Raw genomic sequence first — 17,129 nt, forward strand, 5'->3', positions numbered from 1 at the left:
CACCTCTACTCATCCGCTCACCTCTCCATTGGCCATGCGCCGTGAGATGAGCCGCTTGAGTATCTCCGAAGAGCCGTCCGCGATCTGGACCGTCCGCATGCTCTGCCACGCCTTCGCGAGCCCCACCTCGGTGGTGATGCCCATCCCGCCCAGCGTCTGTATGGCCCGGTCAATGACATCGGTCGCCATCTCCGTGGCGAACAGTTTGGCCATCGCCACCTCGGTCAGGGCGGGTCGCCCGGCGTCGACCAGTTCGGCGGCGTGCAGTCCCATCAGGTGCGCGGCGTGGATCCGGGTGGCGGCATCGGCCAGCGGGAACGAGATGCCCTGGTTGTCGAACAGCCGGGTGCCGAACGTCTCCCGCTCGGTGGCGAAGTCGACCGCCAGGCCCAGCGCCCAGCGGGCCAGCCCGACGCCCTTCGCCGTGTTGTACAGCCGGCCGGTGGCGATGCCGTCCAGCCCGAGCGACAGCCCGCCGCCCGGCTCACCGAACAACTGCCAGTCCTCGACCCGCACCTCGTTCATCGACAGGATGGCATGCTCGCCGCCCATCTGGCCGTACAGGCCGATGACGCTGTCCACCTGGAATCCCGGCGCGTCGGTCGGTACCAGGAAAGCCGAGATGCCGCCCGCTCTGGCCCGCACCCTCTCGGGGTCGGTGACCGCGAAGACGATGGCCAGGTCGGCATGCGGCCCGTTGGAGATCCACTGCTTGACGCCGGTGAGCCGCCAGCCGCCTGCCTCGGGTACCGCCCGGGTCGACATCTGCCACACGTCCGAGCCGGCGCCAGGCTCGGACATCGCGAAGCACATGGTCTGCTCACCGGAGAGCAGGGAGCCCAGGAAGGTGTCCCGCAGCCGCTGCCCGGCGCGGGCGAACACCACGCTCGGCCCGGTGGCCCAGTGCGCCACCACCTCGCTGCCCAGCCAGCCGCCGCTGCCGCAGAGCCGGTTGATCAGCTCCCACGCCGCGTACGAGGTGACCGCGCCCTGCCCACCGCCGCCCAGCTCCTCGGGAACGCACATCGTGTAGTACCCGGCGCGGGCCGAGGCCATCCGGACCGCCCGGCGGTGCTCCTCGACGGCGGCGACGTGCCGGCCGTCCGGCCCGTACCGCTGGCGCGGGTCGGACAGCAGCGCACCGGCGTCGCGGTGCCGGGCGAGGACCTCCGCGTTCAGGAAGTCGCGCAGCCCGTCCAGGATCTCCCGGGTCTGCGCCGACAGCAGTTCGCTCATGCCTCACCAATCCGTTCGTAGAGCGTCGCGGTGGCCATCCCGTAGCCGACGCACATGACCTGCAACCCGTACCGGCCACCTCGGCGGCGCAGCTCGTACAGCAGGGTGGTGGCCAGTCGGGCACCCGAGCACCCGGTGGGGTGGCCCAGCGCGATGGCGCCACCGTTGACGTTGAGCCGCCCGGGATCGGCGCCCGTCTCCCGCAGCCAGGCCAGCGGTACGCTGGCGAACGCCTCGTTGACCTCGTACAGGTCGATGTCGGCAAGGGTCAGTCCGGTGCGCTCCAGGATGCGCCGGGTCACCGGAATGACGCCGTGCAGCATCAGGTCGGTGTCCACGCCGACGACCTCGGTGGCCACGATCCGTGCCAGCGGTACCAGGCCGAGCCGTTGCGCCTCGGCGCCGTCGCAGACCAGCACGGCCGCCGCGCCGTCGGTGAGCTGGCTGGAGTTGCCGGCGTGGTGCACGCCGTCCGCGCCGAAGGCGGGCTCCAGCATGGCCAGGGCCGCCAGCGAGGTGTCGGGCCGGATGCCCTCGTCACGCTCGATGAGCCAACCGGCGTCGGGCAACTCGCCGGCGAGCAGCGCCGCGGTGAGGTCGGCGGGCACCGGTACGCACTCGTCGGTGAACCGGCCGTCCCGCCAGGCCGCCTCGGCGTTGCGGTGGCTGGCCAGGGCGAAGGCGTCCAGCTCGGCACGGTCCAGGTGCCAGCGCGCGGCGATCCGGTCCGCCGCCACGCCCTGGTCCACCAGCGCGTACCGGCCGGTGACCGCGCCCGGAGGGGTGGCGCCCGCCGCGTCGGCGCCCAGCGGTACCCGGGACATCGACTCGACGCCGGCGGCGATCACCATCCGCTGTTGGCCGCTCAGCACCGCGTGCGCCGCGAAGTGCAGCGCCTGCTGGCTGGAACCGCACATCCGGTTGACCGTCACACCCGGCACCGTGACCGGCAGGCCGGCGGCCAGCGCGGCCACCCGGGCGATGTTGCGCCCCTGCTCACCGACCGCGTTGACGCATCCGGCGATCACGTCGTCCACCGTGTCCGGCGCGATGCCGGCCCGCTGCACGAGCCGGCGCAGGGTGTAGGCCAGCAGTTCGTCCGGGCGTACCCCGCTCAGCGCGCCCCGGCGGCGGCCCAGCGGGGTCCGCAGCGCCGCCACCACCACCGCCTCCCGCTGGGTGCCGGCAGCCAGCCGGGTCAGCGGGAGGTCCGCGCCGTCGCCGGCCAGCGCGACGGCGGCGTGCAGGTCCTTGGCGACCATGCCGGGCGGCAGCACCTCGCGGATCTGCCGGCGGTAGTAGGCGAAGTTGCCGGTCAGCCAGGACTGCGCGGTGCCTGCGTCCAGCACCTCCAGCAGCGCCGCCTCGCCGACGCCCGCGTCGCCGCCCAGTGCCAGAGCCTCTTCCAGCACCTGGAACCCGACGTGCAGTGCCACGTTGTTGGCCAGCTTGGCGGCCAGTCCCGCGCCGACCGGACCCATGTGGTGGATCCGACTGCCGAGGGTGTCGAGGACCGGGCGGACGCGGGCCAACTCCTCCGGGTCGCCGCCGACCATCAGGGTGAGTTCGCCGCGTCGTGCCCGGGCGTCGCCGCCAGCCACCGCCACGTCCAGCAGCCCCACCCCTGCCGCGCCCGCCTGGGTCGCGACGTCCCGCACAGTGTCCGGCGAGATCGTGCTGTGCACCAGGATGGTGCCGCCCGGGCGCATCCCGGCCAGCAGCCCGGTCACCACGTCGCGAACCTGGGCATCGTCGTACACGGCGACGCCCACCACGGTGGCGGCGGCACCCACGTCGGCCAGTGAGGCCGCGACCCGGGCACCGGGCACCTCGGCCGCAGCCGACGCGTTTACGTCGTACACCACCACCGGAAACGCACCCGCCAGAGTGCCGGCCATCGGACGGCCGATGTTGCCCAGCCCCACGAAGCCGACCACCACGGTACCGTCGGTCACGGCTCAGCCCTCCACGATGGCGCCCATGGCTGCCTGGTAGGCGGCATCCAGTTCGGCGACGTCATCGTGTTCGGCGACGACGCGGCCGCGCATCATCACGACGCCGCCGTCGGCGACCTGGCCGAGCACGCCGATGGTCGGCGAGGCCAGCAGTACGGCGGTGCCCGACCGGGCCAGCTCCCGCACGGTGCGCAGCAGGTCGTCCACGATCAGCGGGGCCAGCCCGGTCGCCATCTCGTCGAGCAGCAGCACACTGGGGTCGGTCATCAGCGCCCGGGCCACCACCATCATCTGCTGCTCACCGCCGGAGAGCACGCCGGCCGGCCGGTTCGCGCGGGTGCGCAGGATCGGGAAGCGGTCCAGTGCCTGTTCCACCCGCTCCGGGTCCAGACGGAGCAGCTCGGCGCTGACCATCAGGTTCTCCCGGACGCTCATCCGGGCGAAGAGCTGCCGGCCCTGCGGTACCAGGGCGAGCCCGGACCGGGCCCGGACCCGGGTGGGCAGCGCGGAGATGTCCCGACCCCCGAGGTACACCTGCCCGCCCGCCGGCACTGAGCCGTACAGCGCCAGGACCAGACTGCTCTTGCCGGCGCCGTTGGGGCCGACCACGAGGGTCACCCGCCCCGCCGGTACCCGCAGTTCGGTGCCGGTGAGGTTCAACGCGCTCGCCCGTCCGTACCGGACGGTCAGGTCGGTGGCCCGCAGGCCTGTCTCGCTCATCGATCCACCTGCCCGGTGCCGAAGTAGACTGCCTGCATCTCGGTGCTGGCGAGGCAGTCGCGGGGTGCGCCGTCGAAGACGACGGTGCCGCCGGCCATCAGCACCATCCGGTCGGCCATCGAGGCCACGATGTCGACGTTGTGGTCGACCAGCAGCACGGCGGTGCCGCCGGCGGCGACCGTGCGGATGGATTCGGACAAGCCGGCGATGCCGTCGGAGGCCAGCCCGGCGAACGGCTCGTCGAGCAGCGCGATGCGCGGGTGCTGCAACAGCGCGCGGGCCACCTCCAGCAGCCGCAGCTCGCCGAGGGTCAGATCGGCGGCCAGCCGGTCGATCCGGTGCAGCCCGAGGCGGGCTGCGATCTGGCCGGCCTCCTCGCGCAGCGCCCGGCCGGCCGGGGCGACCACGCCCCGCGCCGCCGCGGCCAGCAGTCCGAGGCCGGAGGAGAGGCCTCGGGCGAGGCCGCCGACGATGATATTTTCGCGGGCGGTCAGCGCGCCGGCGACCTGCGGATACTGATAGGTACGGGCCAACCCGGCGCGACGGGCGCGGCGGGAGGGCGAGCCGGCCAGCGGCACCCCGCCGGCGAGCACCTGGCCGCTGTCGGGCTGCTGCTCGCCGCCGATCAGGTCGACCATCGTGCTCTTGCCCGCGCCGTTGGGGCCGACCAGCCCGACGATCTCGCCGGCACCGACCGTGAAGGAGGCGCCGGTGACCGCCTTGACGCCGCCGTACGACTTGGTCAGCTCTTGACAGGAAAGGATGTCAGCGTTCATCGCGTCCGCCTCTGTTGACAGCGCCGACGAGCCGGCCGGTCAGGTCGCGGGCCAGGCCGATCAGGCCCTCCGGGGCGAAGATGAGCACCGCCACCACGGCGACGGCGAACAGGAGCGTCCCGGAACCCTGGAAGAAGTTGAGGTTGAAGGTGAGCTGGGTGACCAGCAGCGCGCCGATGACCACTCCCCACGGGCTGGACCGCCCGCCCAGGAACGGGATGAACACCGCGAGGAACGCCACCGACAGCGGGATCGACTCCGGCAGGATCGAGAGGTTCGCCGAGGTGAACACCGCGCCGGCCAGCGATCCGATCGCGGCGCCGATGCTCAGCGAGATGAGGGTCAGCGCGGTCACCGGCACCCCGGCCGCCTCGACGGCGACCGCGGCCTGCCCCTTGGCCCGCAGCGCGACGCCGAACGGCGAGCGGCGCAGCCGGGACAGTAGCAATGCGACGAGCCACATCAGCACCAGCGCGATGACCACGACGTGGTCCCTGCCGAGCTCCGCGCCGAAGACGCTGATCGACCGGGTGAGGATCACGCCCTCGGCGCCGCCGGTGACGCCGTCCGCGTCGATGAGCCATGCCTGGAACGCCTCGCCGAACAGCAGCGTCACGGCAGCCAGGTAGAAGCCGTTGAGCCGGCGGGTGGCCATGCCCAGGAGCATGGAGATGACCACGGCGGCGACGATGCCCAGTGGCAGCGACACCAGCAGCGGCCAGCCGGTCCGGGTGGCGACCAGGCCCAGCGCGTAGCCGCCGATCGCCGCGTACGCGTTGTACGCGATGGACAGCGAGTCGCCCATGATGAAGTGGCAGTACAGGCCGAGTCCGATCAGCCCGTACGTGACGGTGAGCACGGCGAGGTCCTGCCGGTACCCGTCGGTGCCGACCCAGGTGACGGCGAGGATCAGCAGCACGCCGGAGATGACCGGTTCGGCGAGGGGCCGTAAGCGGGTGGCGCTCATACCCGTACCCGTTTCATGAAGATGCCCTGCGGGCGGAAGGCGAAGAACAGCACGGCGGCGGCGAGCGTCGCGTAGTGCAGAGCTGCCGCGCCGAAGTAGAAGATGGCGGCCGACTGGATGGTGGCCAGGATCAGTCCGCCGGCCAGCGGCCCCCACACCGACGCGGTACCGCCGATCACCAACGCCAGGAACGCGAAGAGGGTGTAGTCCATCGCGCTGTCGAAGATGATCCCGGATCGCGCCGCGAAGACGCTGCCGGCGAGGCCGGCCAGTGCCCCGGCGAGGGTGAACGAGGCGATGCGTACCGCCCGCACCGGCAGCCCGAGGACGATGGCGGCCGGGGTGTTCTCGCCGATCGCGCGTAGTCCCCGACCCATCCGGGTGCGGTAGATGAACAGCAGCAGCAACCCGAACGCCAGCGCGGTCAACCCGATCTCCAGCGCGGCCTGAGCGGTCACCGTGGCGCTGCCCAGCCGTACCGCACCGTCCCCGACCAGTTGTGGCCCGGGCAACGCGGCACGGCCGAACAGCACCCCGGAGATCTGTTCGAGGGCGAACAGCGTGGCCACCAGCGCGATCACCATCGGCAGTTCCTCGTTGGCGCCCGGTTTCCACATCGGCCGCACCACGAGCACCTCGGTCAGCAGCGCCAGCGCCACCGCGCCGATCACCCCGATGGCGATTCCGGCGGCGGCGGGCAGCCCTCGTACGCTGGTGAAGTACGCCGAGGCGAGCCCGGCGAACACGGCGTACCCGCCAACCGCGAAGTTGAAGAATCCGGAACTCTCCCGCACCACGAACATCGCCGCGGCCAGCAGACCGAAGAAGCATCCCGTCTCGATGATCGAGACGATGACCTGTAGGGGGATCATTGGATCAAGGGTGCTTCTGGTTGATCTCGACGACGTTCATCGACGGGTCGTAGCAGTAGACCTGCCGGTATCCCTTGAACGCCCACGTGCCGGCGTCGTTGTAGGGCATGCCCATCTCGGCCAGCCGTCGCATCACGCCGTCGATGTCGTCGACCTCGATGGCGATGTGTCCGTTGATGACCGGGTGCAGCCGCAGGTCGTTGTCCCACGGCAGCGACGGGGTCGGCTTGCAGATGTGGATCTGCCGTTGGTTGGTGTCCTCGAACAGGGCGACGAAGTCGTTGCCCGTCTGCATAGCGCCCCGGCCGTCCTCGACGAACGGGAACGTCTTCTCCTGCATGCCGAACACCTTCGAGTAGAAGGCGGCCATCGCCCGGACGTCCGAGGCGGGCAGGTTGACGTGATGCAGGCTCCACGACATAGAACTCACTCCTTGGGGTGGTGGTGCGGGTGGTGGTGGCGGTGCGGGTCAGACCCGAAGTGGGTGACCGCCGCCGACGATCAGGGTTTCGCCGGTGATGAAGGCGCTGTCCGCGCCGCAGAAGAACCGCATGGCGCCCACGAGGTCGGCCATCCGGCCCTGGCGCTGGATGAGCTGCTTGTTGGCGATGAAGTCGCGAAGCAACTCCTCGGGCAGGTCGGCCATGGCCGACTCGGAGTCCATCGGCCCGGGGGCCAGGCAGTTCACCCGTGTCCCGTCGGGCGCGAACTCCTTTGCCAGCGCGGCGGTCAGGCCACGCACGGCGAGTTTGGTGATGCCGTACACGTCGGTGGCGGCGAACCCGGACACCGACGAGATGTTGAGTACCGCGCCCGCGCCGCTGCGGCTCAGGTGTGGCCGGCAGGCCCGGGCGCAGTTGACGATGCCCAGCACGTTCACGTCGAGGATCTCCCGCCAGCCGGCGGTGGAGATCTCGGTGACCGGCCGGCTCCAGGCCATCAGGTGCTTGCCGGCGTTGTTGATCAGGATGTCGAGACCGCCGAAGTGCGCCACCGCCTCGTCGACCGCGCGTTGCACCGACGTCTCGTCGGCGGTGTCGCAGGCAACCCCGAGCGCCACGGCGGCCCCGATTTCGGCGGCGGCCTGCACCGCCGCCGTCTCGTCGATGTCGGCCAGGACCACCCGGGCACCGTCGGCGACGAGCGCCTCTGCGAACGCCCGCCCGATGCCCCGGGCGCCACCGGTGATGAAAGCTGTGCGCGGCTGAGCTGTCGTGTCGATCATGAGCACTGCGGCTGGTAGTCGGCCCAGTTGTCGCCGGGCTGGTTCTGCTCGGTGAAGCGGCGCAGCACGATGCCGCACAGCCCGTCGCTGCCGACGTGCTTGGTGGGCGTGAAGCTCATCGTGAAGCCCTGCCGTCCCCAACTCGCCGGGGTTTTGCTGATCTGTTCGAGCCCGCCCCGCACCTGCGCCGGGCTGCTGTCCACGCCGGCCTTCTCGATCGCCTGCTTCAGCAGGTACACGGTGTCGTAGCCCTGCGCGGCGAACGCGGTCAGCCCCAGGTACTTGTCCCCCAGCTTGGCCTTGAGCTTGTCGCCCAGCTCGATGGAGCGGGTGTTGTCGGCGGAGATGGCGCTGGCGTAGACGAGCTGCCGCAACGCGCCGGGCTTGGCCAGCTTCCAGGTATCCGGCTGGTTGCCCATCGACGCCAGGGAGATCCGCGGCAGCTCCGGCATGATCTGGTGCGCGGTGTTGTGGAACAGCACCTCCAGCTGCCCGCCCAGCGAGGACACGAACAGCGCGTCGGGCTTGGCGGCGTCGATGCGGCTCAGCTGCGGCGCCACGTCGGTGCTGTTGAGCGGCGCCTTCTCGTTGGCGACGATGGTGACGCCGGCCTTCTCGAAGATGGGCAGCAGCCCCTTGTTGAGCCCGGCCATGGTGGGCGAGTCGTCGGTGATGACGGCCAGCCGCTTGACGCCGATCTTCTCGAACGCCGCCGCGTACACGGTGCCGATGTCAGTGATCGGGTTGGCCAGGATGAACGAGAACGTGTTGTTCGGCGGTTCCGCGATGGCGGAGGCGATGTTCGTCGCCGAGACGGCCACGATCTTCTCCTGCTCGACGACCGGCTTGACCTGCTGGGCCGACGCCGACGACGAGTTCATGATGATGACGCGGGCACCGTCGCTGACCAGCTTGCGGAGCACGGCCGGGGTCTGGCTGGGCTGGCTGCCGTCGTTCTGACGGATCAGCTTGAGCGATCGTCCGCCGACGCCGCCGGCCTTGTTGATCTCGTCGATGGCCAGCGAGATCCCGGTGGTCGCCTCGGCCGACGTGGCCGCGGTACCACCCGAGGTGTCCTCGACCATGCCGATCACGATGTCTTTTCCGGACGAGTCGCCGGAGTCCTTGCCGTCGCCGCAGGCGGTGATCGTTGCGGCGAGCGTGAGTGAGGTGGCCACGATGCTCAGGCATCGCGCCGCGTGGGTACGGGACATGGTCGCTCCTGCGGGTGGGGCATTGCGGCCGGAGAGCCCTGACGACCGATGTGCGATGCCGGGCTGTGGGGGTGTGGAGGAGATGAGCCGAAGCTCCGGCTCTCGGCGTCCGAGTAGCGGACGGGAACAGACGCCGACGGTCTACCAGTAGAACCATGTTCAAGGTCTGTGTGGCGAACATCATCGAATGGGCCATGCGGGTTGTCAACCCTCTTCTGGCCTTCACCTCGGCAGGAGTCGAGAACCCCGGCTCTTGACGCCCATCCCTCAGCGTCCCTACTGTTCTCAAAATCAAGACGATGATCGTTCTACACACAGAACGGGCCTCATGAAACTCGGACTCAGCCTCGGACACTCGACCGGCCTGCGGGACCTCGGCGCCGTGGCCCACCGCGCCGACGCTGCCGGCCTGGACTCGCTGTGGGTCTCGGAGGCGTACGGCTCCGACGCGGTCAGCGTGCTGGGCCACCTGTCGGCCATGACCAGCCGGATCGGTCTGGGCACGGCGGTACTCCAGATGCCGGCCCGCACCCCGGCGGCTACCGCGATGACGGCGCTCACCCTCGACCAGCTCAGCGACGGCCGGCTCCTGCTGGGCCTGGGCACCTCCGGCCCGCAGGTGGTGGAGGGCTGGCACGGCGTCGCGTTCGACTCCCCGCTGGCCCGAACCCGCGAATACGTCGACATCGTGCGCGCGGCGGTGGCCCGGCGGGAGCCGCTGACCTACCCGGGCGTCCACTACCCGCTGCCGTATCCGCGGGCCGACCGGGAACCACCGCGCCCGCTGAAGGCCACACTGCACCCGGTACGCCCACGGATACCGGTCCTTCTGGCGGCCAACGGCCCGCGCAACGTGGCGCTCGCCGGAGAGCTCGCCGAGGGCTGGCTGCCCGCCTTCTACTGCCCGGACCGGCCCGAGTTGTACCGGGACATGCTCGCCCCCGGGCTGGCCCGCCGCCCTGCGGACCTCGGCCCGCTGCGGGTCGTGGCCACGGTGCACATCGCGCCCGGAGCCGACCTCGCGGCCTGTCGGGACGCGCTGCGACCGGCGTTCGCCCTGTACCTGGGCGGCATGGGCGGACGCGGCCGCAACTTCTACGCCGACCTGGCGTCCCGACTGGGCTACGAGGCGGCCGCCCAGCAGATCCAGGAGTTGTACCTGGGCGGCCACCGCGCCCAGGCCGCCGCCGCGGTACCAGACGCACTCATCGACCAGCTTGCCCTGGTGGGACCCCGCGAACGGATCCGGGACCGGCTGGCGGCCTGGGCGGATGCCGGGGTCGATGTCATGACCCTCAAGACCACCGACGTCGACCTGGTCGCGTGGCTGGCCGCCGCGCTCTAGAAGACCCGATCAGGAGAGAGACATGCCGCTCAACGAGGCGTTCGTCGGCCGAGTGTTCGCGCCCACCGCGCCGTACCGGGTCAGCCAGGAGAAGATTCAGGAGTTCATCGTGGCCACCGGGGCCGCCCTCCCCCGGGACGGCCAGCCGGTGGTCCCGCCCACCTTTCCCATCGTGCTGAGCCTGCCCGCCACGCGGAACATGCTGTCCGACCCGACGCTGGGTCTGGACTACAGCCGGGTGGTACACGGGCGCCAGCGATTCCGGCACACGCGAGGCGTACAGGCCGGCGACGAGCTGACGGTGACCGTCCACATCGAGCAGATCCAGTCCGGCGGGGTACACCAGATCGTCGCCACTCGCAGCGAGATCGCCACCACGGCCGGCGAGCCGGTCTGTACGGCGTACTCGACGCTGGTGGAGCGGGGCACCCGGCCCCGGGCAGGCAAGCGCAGCGCGGAACCGCGACAGCGCTGGACCGTGCCCGGCCAGCAGCTCCCGGCCCGCGAGTTCAAGGTCACCCGGCAGGACCTGGTGCGCTACGCGGGCGCGTCGGGCGACTTCAACCCGATCCACTTCAGCGACCACGCCGCCACCCGGGCGGGGCTGCCCGGCGTCATCGGGCACGGGATGCTCACCATGGCGCTGACCGCGCGGGCGGTCACCGAATGGATCGGGGACCTGGCCGGAGTGCTCGACCACGAGACGCAGTTCATGCTGCCGCTGCTGGTGCCCGACGACGGGGGCGCCACCCTCACCGTCACCGCGACGATCAGCGACCCCGACGATGCCGGCCACCGCCAGTTGGTGGCCGAGGCAACCGCCGGCGCCACCGTTGTCGCCGTCTCCCGCTTCACCATCCGCCCAGCCGCGCGGTGATCGGGCTTTGAGACGGTGGACGACCCGCCGCAAATCTCCGCGCAGCGGCTGAGGAAGGCGTCTTCGATCGCGGCGCGGTCCGACAGCGCATCCGGCGACCGGGCGCCGATCGGGCGGCGCCGGCTCCCGGCGGCTACAGCCGTTCGAAGCTCTCCATACCGGCGAGTTCGAGCACCTCGGTCCGGGTCGCCGGGCATTCCTGTCGGGTCTGGTCGTCGATCTGACGGCCGGTCGGCACGGCACCCTGCTTCTCGTACCAGGAATAGAGGTTCACGGTGAGGTTGGCCATCGTTCCCGTCTCGGACCCGATCCCCCTCAGCGTCGGCAACTGGCCGTCCAGGTAGGCGCACACCTCCTTCGCCGACACCGGCGTCGAGCCACCGGAAGGAGCGGATCCGACCGCGCTGGACGCGGCGTCGGCTGCTGCGGGGGTGCCCGGCGCCGCGGCCCCGGAGGGGTCGGGCGCGTCGGCACACGCCGTCAGGGCGAGCACAAGACAGAGGGTCGGCGCGAGCATTCGGATCGTTCTCATCGGTTCTCATCCTGACCTGGTTGTCGGTGGTGGGTGACCGGTGGACGGGCCGCGGCGGTTGGTTTGTCAGCGCCGGCGGCGATCGCGGTGACGAGCCAGAGGCCGGCGGGCAGTCGGTAGACGACGCCAGGTTCACGAAACCGGTCGAGCAGCCGGGCCGCCCCCGCCCGGGCCGAAGCCTGCTCAGCCAGCGGAGCCGCCCGGTACGCGGCACCGGCGGGGCCGACCTCGATAAGCCATTCGGCGACCGCGTCGGCATCATCTGGAGCCTCCATGGCGACGTCACACGGCGTGATCGTGACGGCGGTCATGCCGGCGACGGTGAGGACCCGGGCGAGCCGCGCCGGGTCGGCGAAAGCGAACGGACCGGGCTCGTCGCCCACCGGTAGCGGTGGTAACGGCCCGAGGTGCGGTGCTGCGCCGAGCATCGCCGCGGACATCCACGGGTTGACGCTGCCGTCGCGGAAGACGGTCGCGGCGAGGCGCCCTCCCGGGCGCAGTGACCGCCGGATCGTGGTGCAGCCCGCGACCGGATCCGCCAACAGCATCAGGGCCATTCGCGAGTACGCCGCGTCGAACGGTGCCCCCGGCACGACATCGAGGGTCTCGATGTCGGCCGCGTGGAACCGGATACCCGGGTACCGGTCCGTGGGGAACCGTTGCAGGGCGGCGGTCACCATCGCCTCGGCGATGTCGATACCGACCGCCGCCCCGGTCTCGCCGACCGCCGTGGCGAGTTCGGCCGTGGTGCCACCACAGCCGCAGCCCACATCAAGGATCCGTTCGCCCGGCTGAGCGGCAATTCGATCCATGGCCGGCGCGCCCAGCGGTTGACCGATCTTGTCCTGCCGATCGGCGTGGCGGATCCAGCCAGCTGCCGCTCCCGTCCAGAAAGCGGCGTTGCGGGACCGCAAGAGGGCGGCGTCGGCCATCAGAACGGCATCTCGGCGCCGTCGACGCTCATCGATCGGAAGCCGGCCGCCTTCGCCGGGTCGAAGCCGTCCTCCTGCGCCGCCAAGCCTGCGGCCCGGACCAGCCGTTCGGACTGGAACCGGCGGAACGCCGCCTCGTCCTGCCAGATGTTGATGATCCGCCAGCCGCCCTCGGTCGGGCCGGCGACATGGGCGACGAGCCCCGGTGGCCGGTCCGGGCCAAGGTGTCGCTCCACCTGCTGGTACTCCGCCTCGCTGACGCCGGGCATCTCCTGCAACACACCGAACGGCATGGGCCGCGCCCTTTCGATAGAGTTAGGTTCTATCCAATAGAGCACTACACTCGAGCCGTGGTTGTCAAGAGACGCTATGACTCTTCCCGGCGGCAGGAGCAGTCCCGACAGACCCGGCGAGCAATCCTCGAAGCGGCTGGCCGGCTGTTCGTCGACCCCGGCTACGCGGCCACGCCGCTGACTGCCGTCGCCGCGGAAGCCGGCGTCGCGGTCCAGACGCTGTACGCGGTGTTCGGCAGCAAGCGGCAACTGCTCTCCCAGCTCGTCGACGTCACCCTGGCCGGCGACGACGAACCGGTGGCCCTGCCGGACCGCCCCTTCGTCGCCGAGATCCGCGCGCTCGCCGACCCCCGCGCCAAGCTCGCCCGCTACGCCCGCCATCTGGTCGAGGTCAACGCCCGGCAGGCCCAGGTGATGCTCGCGCTGGCCGGAGCGGCCACGGCCGATCCGGACGCCGCCGAGATCTGGCGCAAGAACATCGACGAGCGGCGCCGTGGCATGGCCATGTTCGCCGCGGAACTCGTCGGCACGGGAGCCCTCCGCCCTGACCTGGACGTCGAACAGGTGGCCGACATCCTCTGGTTGGCCCAGGACGTCCGCAACTTCGACTGGCTCGTCCGACAACGCGGATGGCCGCTGGAGCAGTACCAGCGGTGGTATGTGGACACCGTCAGCGGCGCCACCATCGCCAACGCCAGATAGCGGGCGGCGACGTCTCCACCGACACCGTCATCGGTCCTCCGTGGTGTTGGTGATCTCGACGCGGGCGATGAGCTGCTTGAGTTGGGCGATCTCTTCGGCGAGCGCGGTGCTGCCGGCAGGGGTGAGGGTGATCCAGGTACGGCCGCGCCGGCCCTCGTAGCCCTTCTCGACCTGGATCAGGCCGGCCGTCTCCAACACGCTCAGGTGCTTGGAGAGGTTGCCGGCGGTCAGGTCCAGCTGGGTACGCAGGAAGCGGAACTCGACCCGGCGGGCCTCGTGCGCGATGGTGAGGATGCCGAGCCGGACCCGTTGGTGCACCACGTCGTCGAGCTCGGTGACCGGATGGGCCGGTATGGCCTCGTCCGGCGCCGAGGCGTCGTCGGGGCCGGTCACCGGGGCCGCCGCAGCCGGTGCGCCAGCCCGAAGCCGGCGCTGCCCAGCAGCAGCACGCCGCCGCCGATGATCAGCATTGGTGCGTCGTGCCACCGGCCGCCCCAGTGGACTCCCCAGCCGAAGTTGATCGGCACCAGCACCACCGCCAGGTACCCGAAGGCAAACACCAGCAGCGCGGGATGCCGCTCCAGCCAAGCCAGCACCAGCAGGGCCAGCCCGATCCCGCCGATCGGAGTGAGCAGCCGGAACAGAACCTGAACGACACCGGACGGGTCGAGAAGCTGCGGGTCAGAAACGATCCACGCACCGGCGCCAGCGGCGAGGGCGGCGAACAGCACGACCGCGAGCACGACACCGGTCAGCACATACGGCAGCACCCGGGCGTCCACTCCCCGGGCCCGGGCAACCCGCAGGTACCCGCCGGCGATCACCACGTACGCCAGGGACAGCGCCACCAGCCAGTAGAGCTGCGGAACTGGTTCCCAGATCTTGCACACCTGATCGCCGTCCACCGCCCGGCAGTCGCTGACCACCGTGGGACCCCACCCGGAAACGACAATCGCGCCGAAGGTCACCGCGGCCAGCACCAGCAGCGGCAGCCACGTCACCCGCCGGGCCAGACGAACCCGGCGCGCCAGGCCACGCGCCTCAGCCAGGAGCCGGCGGGGATCACCACCGGCAGAAACCACATCCGAAGTCATGCCAACAGGTTTCCACAACAAACCTGTTGGCGCTAGCCCCGAACGCGTACGGATGCGCCTCCCCTGGGCGGCGGACGGCCCGCTACCAGGTCACCGCCGGCATCGGCACCTCGGTCCCGGCCGCGAACGAGTCGTTCCACCTGCGGACATCAGTCGCGAACGCGGTGCCGGTCGACGGCGCGACCAGCACGTCCGCGCTCTGGCCCCGGGTGAAGGCGATCACGTCGTCGCGGCCGTCGCCGGTGAAGTCGCCGGCACCGGGCACCGTCGCGCCACTGGCGAAGTCGCGGTGCCAGACGGTCGGGTCCCCGAACGACCGGACGGCCCAGTAGCCCACCATCGAGGTCGCGACCCGGACGATCGGCGTGCCGCCTCGGGAGAACTCCGCCACGTCGTCGCAGCCGTCGCCGTTGAAGTCGCCGACCGCCGGTGCGGCGGCACCGAGCGCGAACCGGTAACCCCAGAGCGTCCCCGCCCCGAACCGATCGCCCAGCGAAGACCCGACGAGCACCCGGCCGGCGCCGCCACGTTCGAAAGCAACCAGGTCGTCGCGTCCGTCGCAGTCGAAGTCTCCGGCCATCGGCACCGCGTCGCCGCCGAGGAATCCGTCGCTCCACCGCACCCCGGTGCCGACGAACTGGCCGCCGTCGGAAAGCGCCACGTAAACGGTCCTGGCCACCGATGGTGCGCCGAACACGCCGCGGGTGACCGTGGCGATGTCGTCCCGGCCGTCGCCGTTGAAGTCGCCGACCACCGGGGTCTCGTTGCCGGCGGCGAACCAGGTGTGCCAGCGCTGCGACGGCCCGAACGAGGTCCCGGTGGAGAGCGCGACGTAGACGTCAGCGGCGCTGCCCCGGGTGAACGTGATCAGGTCGTCCCGGCCATCGCCGTTGACGTCGCCGAGCAGCGGTATCTCCTGGCCGGCCCCGAAGTACTCGTGCCACTTGGTCCCGACGCCGAAGCCCGATCCGGTCGACAACGCCACGTGCACGTCGGCGGGGGTGCCCCGTTGGAAGCTGACAATGTCGTCGCGGCCATCGCCGTTGACGTCTGCCCCGGTCCGCCCGAAGCCGTCGTTGCCCGGCCCGTTCGGGTCGACGTAGAGGACCAGGTTCGGCGAGCCGCGATGGTCGGTGACCTGGTCCCTGCTCGCCTCGTTGCGTAGCGCGGCCTGGACCAGGGACGGTGGGGCGGCCGGGAAGCGCTGTAGGTAGCGGGCGACCGCTCCGGTCACGAGGGCGGTCGCGGGCGAGGTCTGGCTGGCACTCGCGGTCGCGGTGTCGCTGGCGTTGGCGGTCGTCGGGATCCGGTCGCCGGGGGCGAACAGGTCCACGCAGGCACCCCAACTGGAGGTGGGGTAGCGGTCGAGCAGGTGCACCGCGCCGACCGTGATGACCGCTGGCAGCCGGCCCGGGGAGAAGCGGCAGGCGTCGTCGTTGCTGTTGCCGGCCGCGGCCACCACGGAGATGCCCCGGCTGATCAGCGCCAGCGCAGCGTTGTCGATCACGGTGCTGGCCGGCCCCTGGAAGCTGAAGTTGGCCACGGCCGGACGGACCGCGTTGACCGCCAGCCAGTCCACCGCCGCGAGCAGCGTCTCGCTGGTCCCCTCCACGCAGCCGAGCCGGATCGAGTGCAGCCGGACGTTCTTGGCTATCCCGTGCACCCGTCCGCCGATCGCACCGGCCATCAACGTGCCGTGCCCGTTGCAGTCGGCCGACCCGCCCGGCCCGGCGCCAGCGTCTCCGAAGGCGACGGTGGTCAGGACCCGGCCGTCGAAGTCGCGGTGCGTCCGCCGGATCCCGCTGTCCAGCACGTACGCGTTGACTCCGGATCCGTCGGTGTCCCAGTGGTAGACGTCGTCCATTCCCCGGTGCTGGTCGGTGACGTCCAGTGCCCATGACGCGTCTACCTGCTCGCCGAGGAACGTCAGTACGAGTTGCTGCTCCACGTACGCGACCTCGGGGTCCTTGCTGAGCGCCCGCGCGACCTCGGCCGGCATCCGAACGGCGAACCCCGGTAGGGCATGGTAATACGTCGAGCCCAGCTTCCCCGGGTATTCCTCGAGCAGCCGCTTGGTGGTGGCGTCGATCTTTTCCTTGTCGACCTCCTCCTTGCCGCCCAGAGCGAGGAGGACCACGTACGCGTCTTCGATCCCGTCCTCGGCCGCGGGGCGGAACGTCCCACCGGGCTGCACGGCAACCGGGGCCGACCGGGTGGCTGCGGTGGGCGAAGCGACGGCCGTGGCCGGCGCGGAGAGTGTCAGCAGGGCGAGTGTCACGAGCGCAGCAGCGGCCAGCGCCGGTCTGCGGCGGGATCCGTTCGACATCAGTGGGTGCTCCGATCGGTGGGGCGGTTCAGAACCGAGCGGCGGCGCGGATCAGGAAGGCCG

General features: G+C 71.0%; 18 protein-coding genes and 2 pseudogenes. 4 read left to right on the forward strand and 16 right to left on the reverse strand.

The genetic code is table 11. The features are described 5' to 3' along the window. Positions 1 to 9: 9 nt before the first annotated feature. From GA0070608_RS28345 to GA0070608_RS28385, 10 genes and pseudogenes are all read right to left on the reverse strand, one after another. On the reverse strand, positions 10 to 1,236 hold the full coding sequence (locus GA0070608_RS28345; protein WP_091632118.1) for an acyl-CoA dehydrogenase family protein: 1,227 nt from the start codon (positions 1,234 to 1,236) through the stop codon (positions 10 to 12). Then, positions 1,233 to 2,429, reverse strand: coding sequence for a thiolase family protein (locus GA0070608_RS33760; RefSeq protein ID WP_245716157.1), 1,197 nt, complete (start codon positions 2,427 to 2,429; stop codon positions 1,233 to 1,235). The genes GA0070608_RS28345 and GA0070608_RS33760 overlap by 4 nt, the downstream gene beginning before the upstream one ends. Then, a pseudogene (locus GA0070608_RS33765) lies at positions 2,421 to 3,191 on the reverse strand (NAD(P)-dependent oxidoreductase); the annotation flags it as partial. The gene GA0070608_RS33760 and the pseudogene GA0070608_RS33765, both read right to left, overlap by 9 nt. Before the next feature lie 3 nt (positions 3,192 to 3,194). Next, positions 3,195 to 3,911 carry an ABC transporter ATP-binding protein gene (locus GA0070608_RS28355; RefSeq protein WP_091632121.1) on the reverse strand — a complete coding sequence of 239 codons (717 nt, stop codon included), beginning with the start codon at positions 3,909 to 3,911 and terminating at the stop codon, positions 3,195 to 3,197. Beyond that, a complete protein-coding gene (locus tag GA0070608_RS28360; protein WP_091632124.1) occupies positions 3,908 to 4,687 on the reverse strand; it encodes an ABC transporter ATP-binding protein in 780 nt (259 codons plus the stop codon). The genes GA0070608_RS28355 and GA0070608_RS28360 overlap by 4 nt, the downstream gene beginning before the upstream one ends. Beyond that, positions 4,677 to 5,654, reverse strand: a complete 978-nt coding sequence (locus tag GA0070608_RS28365) for a branched-chain amino acid ABC transporter permease (protein ID WP_091632128.1) — start codon at positions 5,652 to 5,654, stop codon at positions 4,677 to 4,679. Before GA0070608_RS28365 ends, GA0070608_RS28360 begins: the two co-directional genes overlap by 11 nt. Continuing rightward, positions 5,651 to 6,526: a branched-chain amino acid ABC transporter permease gene (locus GA0070608_RS28370; protein WP_091632133.1), complete on the reverse strand. Its 876-nt coding sequence runs from the start codon at positions 6,524 to 6,526 to the stop codon at positions 5,651 to 5,653. Before GA0070608_RS28370 ends, GA0070608_RS28365 begins: the two co-directional genes overlap by 4 nt. A 4-nt stretch (positions 6,527 to 6,530) precedes the next feature. Then, entirely contained in the window at positions 6,531 to 6,947 is a 417-nt protein-coding gene (locus GA0070608_RS28375; protein ID WP_091632136.1) for a VOC family protein, read from the reverse strand. A gap of 48 nt (positions 6,948 to 6,995) precedes the next feature. After that, positions 6,996 to 7,751, reverse strand: coding sequence for an SDR family NAD(P)-dependent oxidoreductase (locus tag GA0070608_RS28380; RefSeq protein ID WP_091636385.1), 756 nt, complete (start codon positions 7,749 to 7,751; stop codon positions 6,996 to 6,998). Continuing rightward, positions 7,748 to 8,965: an ABC transporter substrate-binding protein gene (locus tag GA0070608_RS28385; protein ID WP_091632139.1), complete on the reverse strand. Its 1,218-nt coding sequence runs from the start codon at positions 8,963 to 8,965 to the stop codon at positions 7,748 to 7,750. Before GA0070608_RS28385 ends, GA0070608_RS28380 begins: the two co-directional genes overlap by 4 nt. Positions 8,966 to 9,293: 328 nt before the next feature. On the opposite strand from GA0070608_RS28385, the gene GA0070608_RS28390 reads away from it, so the two are divergent. The 3 genes and pseudogenes from GA0070608_RS28390 to GA0070608_RS28400 all read left to right on the forward strand — a co-directional run bounded on the left by GA0070608_RS28390 (position 9,294) and on the right by GA0070608_RS28400 (position 11,187). Further along, on the forward strand, positions 9,294 to 10,310 hold the full coding sequence (locus tag GA0070608_RS28390) for an LLM class F420-dependent oxidoreductase (protein ID WP_091632142.1): 1,017 nt from the start codon (positions 9,294 to 9,296) through the stop codon (positions 10,308 to 10,310). Positions 10,311 to 10,332: 22 nt separating this feature from the next. Continuing rightward, positions 10,333 to 10,698, forward strand: a pseudogene (locus tag GA0070608_RS28395) (FAS1-like dehydratase domain-containing protein); the annotation flags it as partial. A gap of 90 nt (positions 10,699 to 10,788) precedes the next feature. After that, the gene (locus tag GA0070608_RS28400) at positions 10,789 to 11,187 is read left to right on the forward strand and encodes a MaoC/PaaZ C-terminal domain-containing protein (RefSeq protein WP_091636390.1); all 399 of its coding nucleotides are present in this window, start codon (positions 10,789 to 10,791) and stop codon (positions 11,185 to 11,187) included. Between the two features lie 133 nt (positions 11,188 to 11,320). Here the strand turns inward: GA0070608_RS28400 and GA0070608_RS28405 are convergent, their stop codons facing one another. Genes GA0070608_RS28405 through GA0070608_RS32325 form a run of 3 tightly spaced genes read right to left on the reverse strand, consistent with a single transcriptional unit; the run spans position 11,321 to position 12,944 of the window. Next, on the reverse strand, positions 11,321 to 11,719 hold the full coding sequence (locus GA0070608_RS28405) for a hypothetical protein (RefSeq protein ID WP_141719577.1): 399 nt from the start codon (positions 11,717 to 11,719) through the stop codon (positions 11,321 to 11,323). Continuing rightward, complete coding sequence (locus GA0070608_RS28410) at positions 11,716 to 12,651, reverse strand: methyltransferase domain-containing protein (RefSeq protein WP_091632148.1); 936 nt, start codon at positions 12,649 to 12,651, stop codon at positions 11,716 to 11,718. The genes GA0070608_RS28405 and GA0070608_RS28410 overlap by 4 nt, the downstream gene beginning before the upstream one ends. Next, entirely contained in the window at positions 12,651 to 12,944 is a 294-nt protein-coding gene (locus GA0070608_RS32325; protein ID WP_176733597.1) for a hypothetical protein, read from the reverse strand. The genes GA0070608_RS28410 and GA0070608_RS32325 overlap by 1 nt, the downstream gene beginning before the upstream one ends. 57 nt (positions 12,945 to 13,001) lie before the next feature. Here GA0070608_RS32325 and GA0070608_RS28415 point away from each other — a divergent pair, with 57 nt between their 5' ends. After that, on the forward strand, positions 13,002 to 13,646 hold the full coding sequence (locus GA0070608_RS28415) for a TetR/AcrR family transcriptional regulator (RefSeq protein ID WP_245715985.1): 645 nt from the start codon (positions 13,002 to 13,004) through the stop codon (positions 13,644 to 13,646). A gap of 27 nt (positions 13,647 to 13,673) precedes the next feature. Here the strand turns inward: GA0070608_RS28415 and GA0070608_RS28420 are convergent, their stop codons facing one another. The 3 genes from GA0070608_RS28420 to GA0070608_RS28430 form a co-directional block, all read right to left on the reverse strand. Beyond that, a complete protein-coding gene (locus GA0070608_RS28420; RefSeq protein WP_091632156.1) occupies positions 13,674 to 14,039 on the reverse strand; it encodes a winged helix-turn-helix domain-containing protein in 366 nt (121 codons plus the stop codon). Beyond that, positions 14,036 to 14,740 (reverse strand): hypothetical protein, encoded by a 705-nt coding sequence (locus GA0070608_RS28425; RefSeq protein ID WP_091632160.1) that lies wholly within the window; start codon positions 14,738 to 14,740, stop codon positions 14,036 to 14,038. The genes GA0070608_RS28420 and GA0070608_RS28425 overlap by 4 nt, the downstream gene beginning before the upstream one ends. Positions 14,741 to 14,822: 82 nt before the next feature. After that, positions 14,823 to 17,066, reverse strand: coding sequence for a S8 family serine peptidase (locus GA0070608_RS28430; protein WP_091632164.1), 2,244 nt, complete (start codon positions 17,064 to 17,066; stop codon positions 14,823 to 14,825). Positions 17,067 to 17,129 lie beyond the last annotated feature (63 nt).

This window comes from Micromonospora peucetia (assembly GCF_900091625.1).
GTDB lineage: Bacteria > Actinomycetota > Actinomycetes > Mycobacteriales > Micromonosporaceae > Micromonospora > Micromonospora peucetia.